At 63.3% G+C, this 18636-nt stretch carries 16 protein-coding genes and 1 pseudogene; 3 read left to right on the top strand and 14 right to left on the bottom strand.

Annotated features, from left to right (window positions below; all coding sequences use genetic code 11):
• Window positions 1–976 precede the first annotated feature (976 nt).
• A complete protein-coding gene (locus ACQ7C1_RS17770) occupies window positions 977–1219 on the top strand; it encodes a hypothetical protein (RefSeq protein ID WP_430959236.1) in 243 nt (80 codons plus the stop codon).
• Window positions 1220–1481: 262 nt separating this feature from the next.
• Here ACQ7C1_RS17770 and ACQ7C1_RS17765 read toward each other — a convergent pair whose 3' ends face one another.
• From ACQ7C1_RS17765 to ACQ7C1_RS17715, 11 genes are read right to left on the bottom strand one after another with little or no spacing between them, the layout of a single operon-like run.
• On the bottom strand, window positions 1482–2357 hold the full coding sequence (locus ACQ7C1_RS17765) for an FHA domain-containing protein (protein ID WP_430959235.1): 876 nt from the start codon (window positions 2355–2357) through the stop codon (window positions 1482–1484).
• Window positions 2358–2359: 2 nt separating this feature from the next.
• Window positions 2360–3265, bottom strand: coding sequence for a type II secretion system F family protein (locus tag ACQ7C1_RS17760; RefSeq protein ID WP_183701437.1), 906 nt, complete (start codon window positions 3263–3265; stop codon window positions 2360–2362).
• Window positions 3262–4125, bottom strand: coding sequence for a type II secretion system F family protein (locus tag ACQ7C1_RS17755; protein ID WP_430959234.1), 864 nt, complete (start codon window positions 4123–4125; stop codon window positions 3262–3264). Before ACQ7C1_RS17755 ends, ACQ7C1_RS17760 begins: the two co-directional genes overlap by 4 nt.
• Before the next feature lie 10 nt (window positions 4126–4135).
• On the bottom strand, window positions 4136–6034 hold the full coding sequence (locus tag ACQ7C1_RS17750) for an ATPase, T2SS/T4P/T4SS family (RefSeq protein WP_430959233.1): 1899 nt from the start codon (window positions 6032–6034) through the stop codon (window positions 4136–4138).
• Between the two features lie 19 nt (window positions 6035–6053).
• Entirely contained in the window at window positions 6054–6992 is a 939-nt protein-coding gene (gene cpaB, locus ACQ7C1_RS17745; RefSeq protein ID WP_430959232.1) for a Flp pilus assembly protein CpaB, read from the bottom strand.
• Window positions 6989–7900: a hypothetical protein gene (locus ACQ7C1_RS17740; RefSeq protein WP_430959231.1), complete on the bottom strand. Its 912-nt coding sequence runs from the start codon at window positions 7898–7900 to the stop codon at window positions 6989–6991. The genes cpaB and ACQ7C1_RS17740 overlap by 4 nt, the downstream gene beginning before the upstream one ends.
• Before the next feature lies 1 nt (window position 7901).
• Window positions 7902–8582, bottom strand: a complete 681-nt coding sequence (locus tag ACQ7C1_RS17735) for a TadE/TadG family type IV pilus assembly protein (protein WP_183701424.1) — start codon at window positions 8580–8582, stop codon at window positions 7902–7904.
• Entirely contained in the window at window positions 8554–10197 is a 1644-nt protein-coding gene (locus ACQ7C1_RS17730; RefSeq protein ID WP_430959230.1) for a TadE/TadG family type IV pilus assembly protein, read from the bottom strand. Before ACQ7C1_RS17730 ends, ACQ7C1_RS17735 begins: the two co-directional genes overlap by 29 nt.
• Window positions 10194–10991, bottom strand: a complete 798-nt coding sequence (locus ACQ7C1_RS17725) for a TadE/TadG family type IV pilus assembly protein (RefSeq protein ID WP_430959229.1) — start codon at window positions 10989–10991, stop codon at window positions 10194–10196. The genes ACQ7C1_RS17730 and ACQ7C1_RS17725 overlap by 4 nt, the downstream gene beginning before the upstream one ends.
• 5 nt (window positions 10992–10996) lie before the next feature.
• Window positions 10997–11560 carry an A24 family peptidase gene (locus ACQ7C1_RS17720; RefSeq protein ID WP_430959228.1) on the bottom strand — a complete coding sequence of 188 codons (564 nt, stop codon included), beginning with the start codon at window positions 11558–11560 and terminating at the stop codon, window positions 10997–10999.
• Between the two features lie 13 nt (window positions 11561–11573).
• Window positions 11574–11777: a Flp family type IVb pilin gene (locus ACQ7C1_RS17715; RefSeq protein WP_085781002.1), complete on the bottom strand. Its 204-nt coding sequence runs from the start codon at window positions 11775–11777 to the stop codon at window positions 11574–11576.
• 479 nt (window positions 11778–12256) lie between these two features.
• On the opposite strand from ACQ7C1_RS17715, the pseudogene ACQ7C1_RS17710 reads away from it, so the two are divergent.
• Window positions 12257–13573: pseudogene (locus ACQ7C1_RS17710) on the top strand (CpaF family protein).
• A gap of 63 nt (window positions 13574–13636) precedes the next feature.
• Here the strand turns inward: ACQ7C1_RS17710 and ACQ7C1_RS17705 are convergent.
• Window positions 13637–14371, bottom strand: a complete 735-nt coding sequence (locus ACQ7C1_RS17705) for a class I SAM-dependent DNA methyltransferase (RefSeq protein ID WP_430959227.1) — start codon at window positions 14369–14371, stop codon at window positions 13637–13639.
• Window positions 14372–14417: 46 nt separating this feature from the next.
• A complete protein-coding gene (locus ACQ7C1_RS17700; protein ID WP_430959326.1) occupies window positions 14418–14606 on the bottom strand; it encodes a DUF1127 domain-containing protein in 189 nt (62 codons plus the stop codon).
• A 158-nt stretch (window positions 14607–14764) separates the two neighbouring features.
• Here ACQ7C1_RS17700 and ACQ7C1_RS17695 point away from each other — a divergent pair, with 158 nt between their 5' ends.
• Complete coding sequence (locus ACQ7C1_RS17695; protein WP_430959226.1) at window positions 14765–15601, top strand: AraC family transcriptional regulator; 837 nt, start codon at window positions 14765–14767, stop codon at window positions 15599–15601.
• An 86-nt stretch (window positions 15602–15687) separates the two neighbouring features.
• Here the strand turns inward: ACQ7C1_RS17695 and ACQ7C1_RS17690 are convergent, their stop codons facing one another.
• Window positions 15688–18363 (bottom strand): AMP-binding protein, encoded by a 2676-nt coding sequence (locus ACQ7C1_RS17690; protein ID WP_430959225.1) that lies wholly within the window; start codon window positions 18361–18363, stop codon window positions 15688–15690.
• Between the last annotated feature and the right edge of the window lie 273 nt (window positions 18364–18636).

The following is an 18636-nucleotide window of genomic DNA, read 5'->3' as shown; positions in this document are numbered from 1 at the left end:
CGGCGTGCTTCGAGGCTTCGCCCTTTCGGGCTGCGCACCTCAGCATGAGGGACGTTGGAGGATGCCGCACTCCGATAACAGGCGCTTGGATGCATATACAGATCACGGGGTTGGAGAATATAGCGCCGGGGTTCAAGAGAGCCTCATCCTGAGGAGCCCCGCAGGGGCCTCGAAGGACGAGGCGGGTGCTCAGGCGTTGATACATGCAAGAAGCAGCGTTGCGGCGTGCTTCGAGGCTTCGCCCTTTCGGGCTGCGCACCTCAGCATGAGGGACGTTGGAGGATGCCGCACTCCGATAACAGGCGCTTGGATGCATATACAGATCACGGGGGTGGAGAATATAGCGCCGGGGTTCAAGAGAGCCTCATCCTGAGGAGCCCCGCAGGGGCCTCGAAGGACGAGGCGGGCGCTCAGGCGTCGATACATGAAAGAAGCAGCGTTGCAGCGTACTTCGAGGCTTCGCCCGTTCGGGCTGCGCACCTCAGCATGAGGGGGGTTGGAGGATGCGGCGCTGCTCGGACCCGCATCCGCCTGGCACTGTTGATGCGCGGCTTAACGCAGTGGACGCATATGAATAACAGAGTCCGATCCCCGGGGAGTGCAAGTCTACTCACGTCTTAGCCCGAATTAACTAAGAAAATCACACAATTAGTAAGTTGATCTGTCGCCGCCCTGATTATAGTCTTCTCGTCTTGTGGAAAGGCATAAATCCTCCTCCGACTGCAGAGATCAGTCGGAAATGGAGGTTTTTGCTATGGGCAAACATTCTCACGTGTCAGATGGATTTGTATCGCGCGTTGAAGCCGATAGCCGACCTCCAATGAGGAGAATCCTAACATCCGATTCAGCTCCCGCCGCGAGGCGGGGCGAGGAATCGTCGTCCGTTGGCGACCAACGCCAGGGGAGCCAACATATCTCAAAAGGAACGCTCTGGCGCATGCCTGATGTTAGTGAACCCGATCAAGGAGCATGTACCATGTCGAGACTTACGCTTTCGGTTTTCACCGCCCTCGCACTTCTGCTCGGTGGGCTTCAGTCGACGTTTGCTGCCAGCAGCAATTCACGGGACCAGACCACAACCATGGGCGAAAGCGGCAACCCGCCACCGAACGACAACGCAGCAAGCAGCAGCGGCACCAAGGACACCTCAACAAACAAGGGCAACCCGGACAACACCAACTGCAACGACTGCGGTTCGACCGGGCCCGGCAACAAATGAGGCTAATCCGGACGGCATCAGGTCCGGACAAACGTAGCAAAGCCAAACCATTGGATGGCTAACTCTGCCGGAGCAGATTTTCGTCAGGCGAAAGGCGTGGCGAGGGCATACTCAATGTGCCGCCGGCATTCAGGGGCCTCGCAGATTTGTCAGCGAATCTGCGGGCCGCCTGCTCGACCGGCCGGCTTGGCCGTAGGCGTGACTACGACGCGCGCTGGCCGGTCGACCCTCCGAGCCGTTTTGAAGAGTTTCGACCCGCCAATCACCGCCGCGCCGGCGGCTTGGTGGCGGCGCGGCGCTGCAGCGCGAAACGCGCGGCCGAGCAGTTGACGTCGGGGACGAGATCGTAGGTCTGCTGGTAGAGGCTCTGAGCCAACGTGTTGTTGCCACGGTTTTCCGAGGCAAGGGCGGCGAGCGCCGTGCGCTTGTAGGCCTCGACGATCGGCTCCGCCGCCTTTGCCAGCGCCGCGTCGTCGGCGGGGTCGGCTGCCAGCGCAAGCGCGGCATAGGTGACGTCGCCATCGCGGCCGACGCGGCCGCCGACGGCGCCGTTGAAAGTCTGCTCGGAAACCTGGCGCAGACGCCTGGCATTCTTGATGCATGTCGGGATGCGGGCGGCTTCGGCATTGATGCGCTCGGCAGTCGGGCCGGCCTCCGTGCTGCCGCCGCCGGAGAGGATCACATAGCCGATGATCCCGACGACGGCGAGGTAGACGAGGCCCATGGCGGCGAGGAAGGCCGGCTGCTTGAGGAGCGGCTTTTTCGGCTTGCCGTCGTCTGCCTTGGCAGCCTCCTTTTTCGGCGCCTCCTTGGCCGGCGCCTTCTCCAGAAACTGGAATTCGACATCCTTGCCGAGACGGAAACTGTCGCCTGTTTTGAGCGAGGCGGTCTGCAGCAGCGCCTCGCCGCGCAGCATGATCGGGTTCAGCCCCATGCGGCGGATGATGAAGCCGCCGTCGCTCTGCTTTTCGATGCGGGCGTGGATCGGCGCCAGGAACGGATCGTCGACGACGATATCGGCATTGGCTGCCCGGCCGATCGACATTTCCGCCCGGTCGAGCACATGGCTGCGGCTCTGGCCGCCGGGGCCGGTCTGCAGAAGGCTGGGTTTGTTGCCACGAAAGAAGGAAAAGACCATGATCAGAACATCCCACTCGACATCATCTCGACGATAGCAGGCGCCAGTACCAGAAGAAGGATCGACACGACGATCAACATCGCCGGCATGACGATCTTGGCCTTCAGCTTCTCACTGGCCCTGTCGGCCTTTTCCCAGCGGCGGAAGCGCAGGTCGCGGGCATGTTCGCGCAACAGCTCAACGCGGTTGCTGCCCTCGACCTCGCCCTGGATGACGGCGCGGATGACGCGCACCACCTCCTCGGCCGTCATGCGCGCCTCCAGGCGCTGCAGCGCCTCGATCATGCCGGTGCCGAGCGCCACGTCCTTCAGCGTCTGCTCGATCTCCTCGGTCATCACGGTGCCGGGTGCTGCCTCGGCATAGAGCCGCAGGCTTTCCGGCAGGGTCGCCTGCGCCTGCTGCGTCATGACGACGAGATCGAGGAAATAGGGAAATTCGCGCGAGATGCGTTCCTTGCGGTCCTGCATCTTGTCGTCGGCGACGACCCAGAAATAGATGGCGGGGATGAAGCCGAGGATCAGGCCGGCGGCCAGCCCGCCGATGACGCTGCCGCTCGCAATGCCGAACAGCACGCCGAGCAGGATGAAGCCGAAGAGGCTGAGGACGACGAGAAGGGCGATATATTCACGCCCCGTCACGCCGCCGAAGGGCCGGCCGCCATAGATCAGCTTCTTTTCGAGCTGCGCACCGAAATCGGCCAGAAGCGGCTCGAACTGCCTCAGCACGAATTCGACCGGCGTGCGCATGCCGATGCTGTCGACGATATTCGGCGGCGGCCCGTCGCCACCGGCCGACCGCCGCACCACCTTGATGCTGCCGAGGAGATCGCCGATCCACCAGACGATGAGCGCCGCAGTGACGCCGGCAAGGACAATGATGATCGGGGCGAGGGGGATTGCCGACATCATACCGACACCTTCATCATCGAGCGCATCCAGAAGAAACCGGTGGCGTAGAGAATGGCGCCGACGATCGCGATGACGATGCCGATGGCGTTGCCGAACACCTTGTCGATAAGCTCCGGCTGGCCGAAGAAGATCATCAGGATCATGAACAGCGCGCCGCCATTGACGACGCGGAAGTTCATCCGCGCCTGTGACGACGAGGTGCTGATCTTCTGGTCGAGCTTCCAGATCTCCTTGAAGGATTTCGACATTTCCGTCAGCGGCTCGGATATGTCGCCGCCTTGCCGGGCAAACAGGCCGAGGGCGGCGTCGACCATCTTGAAATGCAGGCTCGGCACCGTGCGACCGTGGCGGTCGAGCGCTTCGACCAGGCCGATGCCGAGCTTCTGTTCGCGGGCGATGCGCTCGAATTCGCGCGAGGCCGGCATCTGGCCAGTGTCGGCAACCGCATTGACGGCGACGGCGAGCGGCTTGCCGGTGCGCACCGCCGAAACGATCTGGTCGACGGCATAGGGAAGCTGCGATTCGATCTGCAGCCAGCGGCGCCGCAGGAAATAACGGATCGTCGCCTTGGGCAGGAAGAAGGCGACGGGAATGGCAACGACGATGCCGAAGATCGGTCCGAAGACCAGCGAGATCAGAGCGAAGACGATGATGGCGGTGATGGCATAGGCGAGGATCATCGTATAGGGCGGCACGGCGTCGCGGCCGAAGACCTGGGCCGCCTCGCTGGCGAGCGCGATATCGCGTTCGGTGGCGCGCAGCAGCGGTGCCGGCCATTGCATTGGCGCGCCCCAGACGAGCAGTCCAGCGGTCACTGCGCCGAGGGCGATCGTCAGGATCTGCAGAAGGCTGATGTCCATGGTTCCACCCTCAAACGAACATATCGAGGTTCTTGATCTCGCCGTCTTCGCCGAAGGCGACGAGTTCGGCGACGAAGCTCGGCAGATAGCCGGTGAAGGCATGCACCGCCTGGCCGCCGGCGCGGCCGACGAGATTGAAGATCGGCTCGACGATGATGAGGCCGGTATCCGGATCGATGCCGATGACCTCGGATATTTCGGTGACGGCGCGCCGGCCGCTTTCCAGGCGGTTGAGCTGCACGACGAGTTCGACGGCGGCGACGATCTGCTGGCGGATCGCCGTCACCGGCAGCGAGCTCTGGCCCTGCAGCACCATCACCTCAAGCCGGGTCATCATGTCCTGCGGCGTGTTGGCATGCGCCGTCGTCATCGAACCGGCATGGCCGGTGTTCATCGCCTGCAGCATGTCGATCGCCTCGGCGCCTCGGCACTCACCGACGATGATGCGGTCGGGGCGCATGCGCAGCGCGTTGCGCACGAGGTCGCGGATGGTGACGCTGGTTTCGCTCTCCGCCGTCTTCGGCCGCGATTGCAGGTAGACGACATGAATGCCGTCGAGCTGCAGTTCGGACGTGTCCTCGACGGCAACGACGCGCTCGCCGACCGGAATGAATTGTGACAGGCTGTTCAGCAGCGTCGTCTTGCCGGAGCCGGTGCCGCCTGAGACGACGATATTCTTGCGAGCGCGCACCGCCGCCTCGAGGAAGGCGCGCATCGGTTCGCTGAGCGCGCCTGCGGCCACCAGCTTGCTGATATCGAGCCGCGACTTGCCGCCGAACTTGCGGATGGTGAGGCAGGCGCCCTTGACGGCGAGCGGCGGGATGACGGCGTTGACGCGCGAGCCGTCGGGCATGCGGAAGTCGGCCATCGCCTCGCTCTCGTTGATCGAGCGGTTGGAATCGACGGCGATGCGCTCGATCACCTTCATCAGCTGCCGCTCATTGGCGAAGGCGAAGGGATAACGTTCGAGCAGGCCGAATTTTTCGACATAGATCTCGTCGTAACGCGTCACCATGATTTCCGAGATGACGTCCAGATCCATCAGTTCCGAGATCGTGCCCCAGCGATACATCAGCTCCTCGATATTCGAGCGCAGGTGCATATGGGCGATCTCGTAGCGGTCGCCGGCGTTGAACAGCGCCTGCCGGGCCTGGAAGGCGGCGCCGAACTTGGTGTCGAGCTGGGCGAAGTCGGAGCGGGTGGATTCGAAGTTGAGCTTCAGCTGCAGCGCCGAGATCAGCGCCTTGCCGACATCGAAGAGCCGGCGGTTGTCCTGCTCTTCGCGTGCGAGGCTTGCCGCATTCGACGCGCCGTCGCGCCGGCCGGTGCGGGCAATGCGTTTTGCCAGCCACCGGTAGACGGCGTTCTTGATGACGAGGATGACGAGATCCTGCGGCGCGCTGTCGAGTGCCTCCTTGATGAACAGGTCGAGGCGCTCGCGAATGCGGCTGCGCGTCTCCTCGCGGCCGAAATCGGAGGATTTCACCAGCCGGTCATATTGCGTGTCTTTTAGCAATCGCTCATGGATTTCCATCTGCAGCGCCAGCACCCGCTCCTGGTCCGGAAACTGCGTCACCGCCTCCGGCGCCGCCGCCGGCTCGACCAGTTCGATCGTGACATTCGGCACCCAGATCGACATGCCGGCCGAGACCGCCACCGGCGTGCCGGCCCGAAGCGGCTGGTCGTCGACCCGGGTCGGGTTGCGGCCATGATGCTGCACCGACCATCCCTGGCCGGACTTGCGCAGCACGAATTGCGGCGAGGAAACGTGGCTGCCGCGCAGCCGCACGACGCCGGCGCCGGCGGGAAGCGAAAGCGTGCTGCTTTCGCCGACGAAATAGGTCTCGTTCGCCGAGAGCGGGATCACCTCCCGTCCAATGCCGTCCTCATAGGAAATCTTCAACAGCATGGCTCAATCCCCGAAACGATCACATGCGCGTCCAGTTGATGCTCGGCAGGTCTTCGACGCTATTGTCCGTCGGATTGCGCAGCACGAGGTTGAGGCTGCCATTCGCTTGGCCCATGGCGAAGATCAGCATCTCGGCTTCCGACGGCGTCACTTCGACCGTCACGTGATTATAGCTGCTATTGGCCTTGGTGACCGCACCTTCCGGCGTGGTCGCCGCCCCGACGGCGAGCACCTTGACGTTTTGCAGGAAGGTGCGGGTGACGACGCGGGTGCGTGAGCTGATGCCGAGCTTGTAGTCTTGCGCCTGCTTCCGGTAGGCGTTGATGTCGTTCTCGTCGGCGCCCGGATATTGGGTGAGATAGTTCTTCAGCATCTGCTCGACCGGCGAGGGCGGCTGGGCCGGAGCCTGCGGCTGCGTGGTTGCGGCGGGCGTCTGGCCGGGTGCGGCCGGTGGCTGCCCAGGGGTTCCCGGCTGCACCACGGCGGGCGGCGCCACCGGCTCGACCGGTTCGTCGACCGTGCCGAGAATATCGACATAGCTGCCCGGCTCGACGAAATGGCCGACCGCCTCGGCGGCATTGACCGGCAGGGTCAGCGCCCGCTTGCCGGGCGCGATCATCGTCGTCAGCCGACCGCCGTCGGTATCGTCGAAATACTGGAAGAGCAGCACCGAGCCGGCCGGAATGTCGGCCGCCGCCGTCCGGTCCTTCAGCCATTCCTGATAGGCGCTGGCGGCAGGAACGGCGAGCTTGGCGAGCGCCCCGAAGCTTTCCGGCAGCATCACCGGTTCGGCGAGCATGTCGGGGGTGATCGCCTGTCCTCTCGTCACTTTTTTGTCAGGCTGCAGCCGCATGAAGGCATAGGCCACCTGCTCGTTCTTGACGCTCTCTGTCCAGAAGTAGAGGAGAACGCCGGTGATCAGCCCGACGATCACAGCGGCAATGAGCTTCCAGTTCATGGTGTTGTTCCTTCGACGAAGGGTTGCCTGATTTGAATCACCTCTACGGTCCTGCCGTCGGTTCTGCTTCTGGTGTAGAGAACATTGGCTTCGACGCTGCCGCGCCGGCCGTAAAGCGCGGTGACGCCGCCGCGCTCAGCCGGCGGCGTTTCGATGGTGAAGCCGTCGCGGACAAGGAGATCGGCGCGCTGATCGGACCAGCGCGCGGCGGCGAGCGTGCCCTTCGACACGACCGTGCGCGACATATGGCCTTTGTCATGGTCGCCGATATCGCTCAGCACTTCGACGCCGGCCGGCGGACGCAGCGACGTCGGCAGCTTGGCGACATCGGCAGGGGCGGCGAAGGCCGGCAGGGTGGCGGCGACATCGTCGAAGCGGCTCATCAGTACTTCGGTCATCGGCGCATCGGCAGGCCGGCGGATCATGATCGAGACGCCCGGAATCGGCGCTCTCGCCGAAGGATCGTTCGGATCCTGCTGTCTCATATAGTCGAGCGCAGCCTCGCCGTCGCCGTCGAAGAAGCGCACGACAACGGCAAGATCGTCGCGGATGCGGCTCACCTTCGGGACGATCATCATGTTGGCGGCGATGACGGCGGTCAGTTCCTCCCGGTCACTGCTTTTCGGCATGGCCGGCCGGGTATTGGCGGCCAGCACCCGCAGCCACTCGTCGGTGATATCGGCAATGCTGCGATCGCTCTGGTAGGGCGTGAACTCGAGCGGCTGGCCGTTGATGACGAGATCGCGCGGCGCCCGTTCCGGCGCCCCGAGGATGCCGGCCAGCATCGAATTCAGCGTCACCCGGATATCCTTGTAGATCTCGGCGCGCCCCGGTGTCGCCATCACGGCGAGCCCGACGACCAGGGCGGTGCCGAGGAGATGAACGGAGATGCGCGATCGCTGTGCCATGTCACTTCGCCCCCGGAAAGACGCCGTCGAAGAGATCGCCGGAATCGCTGGCCACATCGCGAATTTCCCGGCGCAGCGTCGGGTCGTAGCCGCGCCGCGTGGTGTCGTTGTTGTGCGAGATAAACAGCGTCGAGTCGTCGACTGTGAACGCATCCTTCCAGCGGATGCTGCGGATGGTGTCGAGATCGTCGGAATCCCTGAACTTGTAGACGCGGTCGGCGGTCGCGGTGACGAGCTGCGGCTTCTCGTCGGCAAGCTCGCCGACCATATCGCCGAAGTCGCGACCATTGCCTTTGAGGGTTTTCTGCACGTCATCCCAGATAAAGGTCCGCTGAGGATCGCCGTCGCCTTCATGCGAAGGGGTGCGCGAGCAGTTGATCGCGTCTCCCCCGGGCAGGGCCGGCAAGGCCGGGATCGGGAAAACGTTGGAGAAATCAGAGGTGCAATTCAGGCCGCTCGCCTCGGCGAAGGCTGCATTGCGCATGGCAAGCATGGTCGCGACCTTCTTGGTGGAGATCTTGTTGGCGTGAATGACGAAGATTACGATCAGCAGGATAACCGGCGCGGCGAGTACGAATTCGATCGAGGCAAGACCGCGCCGGTCGCGGTGCAGCCGCATCATGAACCCGCCGGCCGGAGCGTCACCGGCTTGCTCAGTGTGTGTTGACGGCAGCCCAGGCATTGGCTCCTCCCTGGTCGAAGACGCGCGTCAGGCCGGTGAAACTGTCGGCGGCCGGGCTTTGCTTGATGGTGCCAGAAACAGCGCCGATATCGTCGGCGAGCGTCGCTGGCGCCAGCGAGGCAAGCCAGTCCTGCGTGTAGAGATCGAAGGCCGTGTAATTATGGACCCAGCTCTGCGCGAGCGCATAAGCGGACGGCGTCTTGTCCTTGAACAGGCGAACCTGGAGCCTGGCGCGCGGCGCACGCGAAACGATCGCCAGCGTCTGGTAGTCGGTAAGCTGGTCGCCGCCGAAGGGCGTGAAGTTGAAGGGAATGCGTCCCTTCAGCCAGTAGGGCTTCGGAAAGGAGAGAAGCGGCAGACTGACACCGGTCACCGAGATCGCCCCGCCCGCCGGGCCGCAGACCTGGTTCCAGATCATGTCGAACTTGCGGGTGAAGTCGTTCTCGTCCTTGGTCTGTTTGTCGGAATAACGCGGCGGCACGTCGATCGGCAGCTGGAAGGGGTTGGTGATGCCGAAGCCGACGCCGAAGACCTTGTCGGCGATCCAGAAGCTGGCATCGAGCGCCAGTTCCTGCCACCAGCTGAGATCGCCGGCATATTGCTCGACAATCGCCTTGAACGGGACCTTGCTCAGATAGGCCGGCCCAAAGGCTTCGTAGAAGATGTAGAACTCCACCAGCTGATCGTCGATGCCGCTCTCGTGGTTGACCCAGTCGCGGATATGGCTGCCGTCGACGCCGCCTGCCGTCAAAGGACCCTTGCCGTTGGGGAAGCCGCGATTGGCGTATTCGCCGCGCATCAGGAACGGATCCTGTCCCTGGGTGCCATAGGACATGGCAAGGCACATTTCGGTATAGGCGGCGGCTGGATTGACGCCGTCGCGATCCACCGGCAGGTTGCCGCCGGCGCCTTCTCCGGCCTGACCGCAGGATTCGCAGGGCGGATGGAAGACGACGTGATCCGACTTGTTCAAACGAACCAGGTGCAAGGCGTCGTTGCCGACCCGCTCCGGAAAGCTTTCAACGAGGTAATCGTTCAGGTCATTCATCGCATCGATGATGTCGCTGGACTTATTGATCAGACCCAGCGGATCGTATTTGACCTGCGCCGCCACCGTATAGGCGATCGCCTTGGTGGCTTCGGTCGCCCGGAATCCCTGGAATGCAAGGCAAGCGCCGTAGATGATGCCGCCGACGATCGGAACCTTCTGCCAGCCGGGGCAGTAGGGCATCGGCGGCAGCGGCGGCAGGAGCGATGCCGGTCCGAAGCCTTCGGTGAAGGAATATTGGGCGAGTTTCGCCAGAATGGCGGCCGAGCGCAGGGCCAGTTCCGCGGTGGTCAGCTGATAGGCAACCGAGGTCGCCATGACCACGGTTGCCTGCGAGGAGGCGACGTTGTTCATCGCCATGATGTTGAGATAACGCGCCTCCCAGTCGGCATGGACGAGTGCGGCGGCATCGGCGGTATCCTGCGTGCGCTGCTTGTCGTAGATCATCTGCCCGGTGTTCAGGATCCAGACGATCATCAGCGCCAGCGCGATCGTCATGTAGAGGATGATCGGAGACAGGAAGCCGCGCTGGTCGCGGTGCAGGCGATGGACGAAGGACGGTGTCATAGCAGGTTCACCTCCGCCGTCGAAATCGTATAGTAGCGCCCGTCCTTCCGCTGGCCGCGGGCAAAGACCCAGCCGGCATATTCGAGCAGCAGGAAGCGCGCTTCGACCTTGGCCGTCACGGGCACATGCGGCGAGCGGTTGATGGCGGCAAAGAGCGCCATCGGGGCGCGGTCGACGGTGACCGTGACGTTCTGCGGGTCGAACATGTAGCGGGCCTGGTTGCGCATCGCGCGCCAGTTCTTCGAAAGGCCCGAGGCGTCGGCAAGGCTCTTCAGCGCCTCCTCCGGCGGCTGGCAGGCGCCGACGCATTTCAGCTGGTCGTAGGGAGCGGCCGGGATCAGCGCCAGGCGGGCGGCAAGATCGGCCTTGCCCGCTGCAGCGTCGTTATCGCAGGTCTTGGGGCCGATGAAGCTGTGGATGGTGATCGGCAGGGCCGGGCAGAAATAGACGCGGGCGCTGCGGGCCGCCGCATAAGCGGCATAATGGGTGAAGAGGTGGTTCTTCGCCAGGATCGTGAACTGGAAAACCACGAACATGAAAAAGACGAAGATTGGCGTGACCAGCACGAAATCCATCATCGTCGTGCTGCCTGACATATCGCCATGAAGCTCCGATATCCGCCGCCGGCGGGCGGAAAGCCGCGGCAGCAGCAGCATCGAGGTTAGCAACAGCATGGCGATGACAAAGGTGCCGAGAAGCGCGCCATGATCCTGAGGGATCCAGAAGGTCCGCGAGTGCAGGATCGAACTCCAGAAAGCACCGTCGAAAGTGGGGCGTTCGAGTTCCGCGCGCATTGCCGTTACCTCACGAGGGCAAGAGGGGTGAAATCAGGCATGAACAGGCACCAGAGAAGTCCGAGAGCGGCGGCGACGCCGAAACGGACGGTATGATGGGTTTCGCGCGGCTTCAGCACCGAAGCGGCGCTTCGGAGGCCGACAGGCAGAAGCAGGGCGAAAAGTCCGACGCTTCGCGCCAGCGCGCCCCATTGAACCCGCCGCGCCATCGACAAAACCGCAATCATGCCGCCGATCATCAGCGATGCGAGCATCACATCGATGGCGGGCCAGAGGCCGAGAACGGCGCCGAGCGCTGCCATCAGCTTGACATCGCCGCCGCCGCAGCTTCCGGCTGCGAAGGCGATAATGAAGATCGTGCCTGCAGCAAGCAGGCCGGCGAAAGCCAGGCCGATCCCTGCCAGACCGCCGCTGATCGCTGCCAGCATGAAGCCGGCTAGCAGGCAGGGATAGGTCACGGCGTTCGGGATGTGACCATGGCGGTGATCGAACACCGCCGCGGTCGTGGCGCAGGCGACGGCAAGAGCCGCCGCCGCTGGCATCTGGGTCAGATCGTAGGTCATATCCATGACACGGATCCGCTTATTGGCCCGGCTCGGGGATCCTCTCGGCGCTGGTAAGGGCCTCGTTCTTCTCGTTGAACCATCCGGCGATCTTGGTGCCGAATGCGAGCAGGATCAGCATGAGTGGAATGACGATGAGGGCGACGGCCAGGACGATCTGGGCCATGTCGCCGCGTTCGTCCTTGTGAAGTGCAATTGCGAGAGTCTTGAGTTTTCCAAACATCTGCGTATTCCTCGTTCCTTGGTTTGTTTCGGATCGAAGACCTTAGTGAAGAAGAAGCAAGCATACGCTATCGATCCGAACCAGCACGTTGCTCGTTCCAATGATTTTTTCTGCTTCTGCTTTTCTTCCCCGGTCGCCAACGCTTGTTGAGCAACATCATTAAGACCCAAGAGTGCGCCCAAGGCCAGCCCTCCGTCAAGCAAACGGAAGGCAGGGTTCCAATTGTCTTGGAGGCGTCGCTTGAAGGAATGCGGTTGACGGTGACGTTTTCACCCTAACCGGCTGATTAAGCGGTAATTTTTTCGGGTGAGGCATGCAGTGAAGCCGTTTTTGCAAATATCGTCAGCTGCTCCATTATTGGCCAATTGTTTCAAGGTGATAGAAGAGACAGAAGCAACGCGCCCATAGTGGCGGGCGGGCGAGGGCGCCCCCATGGCATTGCTTGCCGATCTGGATTAAGCTCGTCTTCAATATTGGCTATGGCCCGTTAGTCGTTCCGGAGACAAAACCATGGAAACGATGAGCAGCGTCTTGATACTTGCATTGGTCCTCATTCCACTGATGCTGTTCTTTCCGACTGCGGTTCAGATGATGGTGACGCTGTTCGGCATGAGCTCCGTCCTCGTCGGGATGCCGCTCTGATGAAAGCCGTTTCCGACGACGCTGCCGAACAGGCGACCTTCCAGGTTCTGACCCGGGCGCTGGACAAGCTCCTGGCGCCCATCCGCTTCCTGCTCGAGGATCCGAGCGTTTCCGAAATCCTTATCAACGGAACCTCCGACATCTTCGTCGAAAGGCGAGGCAAGCTCGAGCGCGCCGATACGCGGTTTGCCAGCCGCGAGGATCTGGAATCGGCGGCGCGCAGCATCGCGCAATTCTCAGGCAAGCGGCTGACGCCGGAGGAACCGAGCGTCGAAGCCCGTCTGCCGGACGGTTCGCGCGTGCAGATGATCCAGCCGCCGGCCGCCCGCACGGGGCTCTGCATCTCCATCCGCCGCTTCCTGAGAGAACACCGCAGCATTCGCGACCTCGTCACCCAGGGAAGCCTGACGGAGGAGTCGCTGTCCTTGCTGCAGGCGGCGGTCGGGCTGCAGAAGAATGTCATCATCTCCGGCGGCACCGGCACCGGCAAGACGACGATGCTGAACGCACTGTCGGAAGCCTTCGCCGATCATGAGCGGGTCATCGTTATCGAGGACACGTCGGAACTGCAGATCCGCAAGGAGCACGTCGTCTATCTCGAAGTCACCAAGCCCGACAGGTTCGGCCGCGGCGGCGCCAGCATTCGCGAGCTGTTCCGCTCTTCCTTGCGAATGCGGCCGGACCGCATCATCGTCGGCGAGTGCCGCGGCGGGGAAGCGCTCGATATGATCCAGGCGATGACATCGGGCCATAGCGGCAGCCTTTCGACGGTGCACGCCAATACGCCATACGACGCGCTGCATCGTCTGGAAACCCTGGCGCTGATGTCGGATATCGATATGCCGCTGCGGCCGCTGCGCTCGCAGATCGCTTCGGCCGTCGACGTCGTCGTCCAGATTGCCCGGTTCAAGCGCACCGGGCGGCGACGGGTCATCGAAATTTCCGAGATCAAGGGCCTCAATGATGACGGCCAGTATATCGTCGAGAGCATCTACAAGCTCGACGGCGGCGGCCATTCCAACGCGGATGGCGAGCTGCGCTGGACAGGCGCCGTGCCGAGCTTCGCCACGGAAGCCTTTGAGGAGCTGGGAAGCAGCCAGGCTGAGCTCCCGAGCTGGATGAAGCCGGTGGCGACCGCTCACCGGCCTGAGTAAAGCGGAGATCGGTCTGGCCGAGCTCGACACGGTCGCGAGCGACCCCGCCGTTCATCTCCTGGCCTAACCTGCTATCTTCTGCCAGACGGAGACATGTCGATCGCTGACCTTTGTGAACGGCTCCTTTTTCCAGCCGCTCCATCGGTCTTTGAGTTTCAGGCCGGCCAGCCGCGCCATAAGGTCGAATTCCGCTGGCCATGCATAACGAAACGGGACCGAGAAGCTTCGGTAGTTCCCGTCCCGCATCCGGATGTGATGGGACGTGAAGTTCTGGCTTACCACGTCGTACTCGTCGACGCCCCAATGCGTCTCGCTGCGGTCGAACGCCAGGATCGTCTCGCCGAGCGGAAGCCGCTGAAGCGGCGGGACGCCAACCTCGATCAGGAAGCGCCCGCCAGTTTCAAGATGCGCGGCCGCGTTCTGAAAGCAGGCGACCTGCGCTTCCTGCGACGTCAGATTGTTGATCGTGTTGAAAGCGAGATAAACGAGGGAAAAGCGCCGCTCGACACGGGTTGTCGCCATGTCGCCGATCACCACCGGAATGTCCGCGCCGCCCTCTTTGGCGCGAAGGCGAGACACCATCGCTTTCGAAAGCTCGATGCCTTCTACCTCCACGCCTTTCCGCGCGAGAGGCAGCGCCAGGCGCCCGGTTCCGATCGCGAATTCGAGCACGCGCCCGCCGCCTGCGACCTCGGCTAGGAGATCGACCGCCGGATCAACGACCTCCGGGGCCGAGATCCCGTCAGCATCATCGTAGGTTGCCGCGACCTCATCGTCAAAAAAACCATCGTCGTGCATCGTTCTTACCTCTCTGATAGCGGTTGCCTGCGGACCGGTGGTGCGATCACCTTGCCCGCCGCTTCGCGGGCAACGCGTCAATTGGCTCTAGCGATCGCGCCAGCTCGCCAATCTCGTGGCGGGCGACGCCGATATCCGCCAGATCGCGGTCCGACAGCCACTCTAGTGCCTGTTCCGTTTCGCGCCGTTGCCACCAGCGAAGGAGGGCGGGCGCTGCAAACCGCAAAGCTGCCATCTTCGTCAGAAGGCTGGGAGCAAAACGATCCGAAATTTCAATGTGCCGGAGTTCGAATGTCATAACCTACGTCCAAGTTGTGTTGCGGTGATATCAATCTAGTGAAATGCCATCCGACGTGTTATCGGCAGTCTGTCAAATTATGTCTGTGAGACGCCATGATTGCCCGCGACAACCTGACCAATGTTCATCTGCCGGAAGACGCATTTGGAGATTATCCGCACACCGCCGTCGCTCAGGGTGGAGCAGAGCCCGCCGGGCGAACCTATTCTTTCCACGTGCACCATCGCGCCCAGCTCTTTCAGATCGTGCGCGGTTCGCTGCGGCTGGAGACTGAGCGGGGCTACTTCATCGTTCCGCCTGAACGTGCCGTATTCGTGCCGTCAGGCGTCCTGCACGAAGTGACATACCTGCAGGAGACGGAGCGCAGCTACCTCTTCTTCCGGCCCGACGCGGTGATGAACCTGCCCTCCCAGGTCTCAGTGATCGGTACGACGCCGCTCCTGCGCGAACTGATCCTGGCCTTCCTGGAAATACCGCGCGCGGATGCCGGCAGTGCCCCTGCCGAACGGCTCGTCGCCGTCATTCTCGACCAGCTTCAGACGAGTACGGTCGCGCCGCTATCGCTTCCCTCGCCGGCATCCGAACGCCTCCGGAGCATCGCTTCAGACATCCGCAACGAACCGGGTGACGATTGGCCACTCGATGAACTTGCCTCGCGGGCGGCCATGTCCCCCCGCAGCTTTCAGCGCCATTTCCAATCCGAGACCGGCATGAGTTTCCGCGCCTGGCGTCAGCAGGCGAAACTGCTCAAAGCAGTGGAGTGGCTCGCCGCCGGCCGAAGCGTCGGCGATATCGCCTTCTCGCTCGGCTACTCCGGCCCCAGCGCCTTCATTGCGGTGTTCAGGACGGCCTTCGGTGTCTCTCCCGGACAATATTTCCAGGGAGCCTTTCCTGGCCATGGTGCCGGATTTTCCGTGCGCGCGGCGCAATGACGCGTCCGCTGGCGCAATACGGCAAAGCCAGCATCAGCGCCTGACGGTCAACCGGATATTATCTCCAAAGACGCATCGAAAACGGCTCAGCCCGTCTCCGCCGCAAGGGCGCGCCCGCCCGTGCCGCGGGCCATCGCCATGCCGCCCAGCAGGTTGCGCAGCTCCGCCGCGGCTCTGTTGGCGATAACGCCGAGCGCCAGGCCGCCTGATATCGCCAGCAGATGAAAGAGCGGCGCCGGCAGCACGGCGGCGGCCTCTGGCATCAGCAGTTCCGGCACGAAGCGGTGCAGCAGGTAGGTCGGAAAGGCGGAGACGGCAATCAGCGTCACCAGGCGCCCCAGCCGCACCGGCAAGGAAATGCGCGGCAGGTACAGGAGAGCCATCAGTGCTGCGAAGATCGTCAGATATTTCACCGTCGTGCCGATCCAGAGCGTTTCCCAGAAGGCGAGATAGCCGAGCACGGCGGCGGCAATGACCGTCAGGATGATCCGTTGCCCCGGCCTGCCGGCGAGGCCCGCGCACCAGCCGAACAGGCCGAGATGCAGGCCCCAGTAGAGGGTAAAAATCTGCCGCTGGCCGATATCGAAGACGTGTGGCAGCGAAAACCGCGCCGTGACCGCGAGCGCCAGCAGCGCCAGCGAGAAGGCGAAGGGGTGCGCCCGTGCGAGCCTGCGCACCGCAGGCACGGCGAAGACAAGCGAGAAGACGAGGAGCGTCTGCGCATAGGCTTCGATGAACCAGTAGAGATAGGGAAGCATCTGGTGACGCTCCGGCTCGGCATAGCCGAAATTGCCGGTCAGCGTGACCGAGGCCCAGGGAATGGTGCGCCAGGCCAGCCCATAGGCGGCGACGATCAGGAAATAGGGAATGAGAACATTGATGGCAGGCCGCAGCGCATGGCGGAAACTGCCGGCAAGGAAATGGCCCGATTGGAAGCGCGCCAGGCTGAAGCCGACGAGGAGCAGCATCACGCCCGATCCGCCGGGAATGGGCCAGAGCATCTCGTGATGGGTCACGACGAGCAGGATGGCGATCGCCCTCAGAACCAGATCGGTCGGCAGTGCCCTCAACTCTGCGATCCGGCCGGACGCGGTGACCCGCGGGCCGATATCGAGCTCGCCGATCCGCCGCTGCTCCCAGCCCTCCGGCAGCTCGACGCCGAGCCGGTCGAGCGCCATCGTCAATTGCAGGAAGCGCAGGGAATCGCCGCCGAGCGAGACGAAGCTGTCGTTGCGGCTCACTTTGTGGGGGTAGAACACCCCCGCATAGGCATCGAGCACGCTGACCGCCACCGCCCGGCTCGTCTCGCGCGCCGCCAGCATCTCCTCGCCGAGGGCCGCATAGTCGATCTTGCCGGAGGCAAGCCTCGGCAGCGCGCTTCGCGCCCTGACGGTAACCAGGTTCGCCGGAACATGGCTCGCCTCGACGAGCGTCTGGAGCGCCCGGTCGGCCTCACGTGCATCGCTCACATAGGCCTGCAGACCGTGATCGTCGCCGACGACGGCAGCTGCGATCCCCGCTTCCGCCAGAACCTGCTCCATGATGTCGAAGCCGATGCGCAGCCCCGCGACCTTGGCAAAACGGCTCTTGCGGCCGACGATCCGGTAGAAACCGTCCTCGTCGCGCATGGCGATGTCGCCGGTCATCAATGCCGCGACCTCGGCCCCGCGCTGAAGATCGGCGCGGTCCGTACCGTAGCCCATCATCACGTTCGGGCCGGCATAGACGAGCTCTCCGGCAACACCGGCTCGGTCGAGCGGACGCCCGTCATCGCCAACGAGGCTGAGGCTGCCGCCGGGAATGGCGATGCCGATCCGCTCTTCATGGTCGCCCAGGCTCTCCGGCGGCACGAAGGCGATGCGGGCGGCGGCCTCGGTCTGGCCGTACATGACGAAGAAGCGGCCACCATTGGCGCGCATATGATCACGGTAGAGGCGGATGAGTTCGGGCGCCAGCCGGCCGCCGGCCACCGTCATGAAGCGCAGCGCCTTCAGCGCGTTCGTCCGGAAACCGGTCTTTTCCATCAGCTCATAGGAATAGGGCACGCCCGAAAGATTGGTGCAGCCGCTTTCGCCGAGCAGCCTTGGGAAATCCTCGCTGACGACGGAGACGCCCGGCATGAAGATGCTGCCGCCGGCAACCAGATGCGAATGGAGGACGGAGAGGCCGTAGGAATAGTGGAGCGGCAGGACGAGCGCGGTCCTGTCGGCAGGGGAGAGCTCGAGATAGGAAGCGATCGCGCGCGCATTGGCGTCAAGATTGGCATGCGAGAGGCGAACGGCTTTCGCCGGCCCCGAACTGCCAGACGTCATCAGCAGAAGAGCGAGGTCCGGATGCAGCGGCGCAGCACTTTGCCCGAGCCGGCTTTCCTCCACCAGCCGCCAGCGGCCATCGGCCCGGCGGTAGATGAAGTCGGGCTGAAAGGCCGCCAGAAACTCTCGCCACATCCTGTCGTCGCAGGGCGGCAGCATCGCCACCGCATGGCCGGCGCGCAAGGCGCCGAGATAGGCGACGATCGCATGTTCCGAGATCTCGGCCGAAATTGCCACGAGCCGCTTTTGCCCGCCCCCCAGCCGCTCGGCAAAGCGCCGCGTCCGGGCGTTGACATCGGCATAGGAGAGCGTCCGCCCGTCCGGGAAGATAAGGGCAGGGCGGTCGTCGGCGCGAGCGATTTCGGAAAACAGGTTGTCGGGGATCATGCTGACGCTTCGGATTGGCAGAAACTGGCCGAAGCGCGTATAATCCTTGACTATCGCAGTCAACTAATTTCCAGGTGCATATCTGGGCCGCGCCAACTGCTGCGGTCCTCGCACGCGCTGGGGGAGCGGTGTCGTCACGACCGCGGCGGCCGCTTCACTCGGCGGCGACACCAGCCTTGCAGCATGGCTTGAGCCCCGATCCCCCGGCAGCCGATGTCCGATCATCAGCGGGAATGTTGACGCTTCCGTAATCACGGCAAGCGCCTTTGCTTGCCGAGCGGCTCTTTTCTCATAGGATTTCTGCGCCATCTCTTGCCGGGGCAACCAGACAGGGTG

The sequence above is a fragment of the Rhizobium sp. Nf11,1 genome, assembly GCF_050587665.1.
Lineage (GTDB): Bacteria > Pseudomonadota > Alphaproteobacteria > Rhizobiales > Rhizobiaceae > Rhizobium.
The sequence above is the reverse complement of the archived record's forward strand: the minus strand, read 5'-3'. Positions and strand labels throughout refer to the sequence as shown.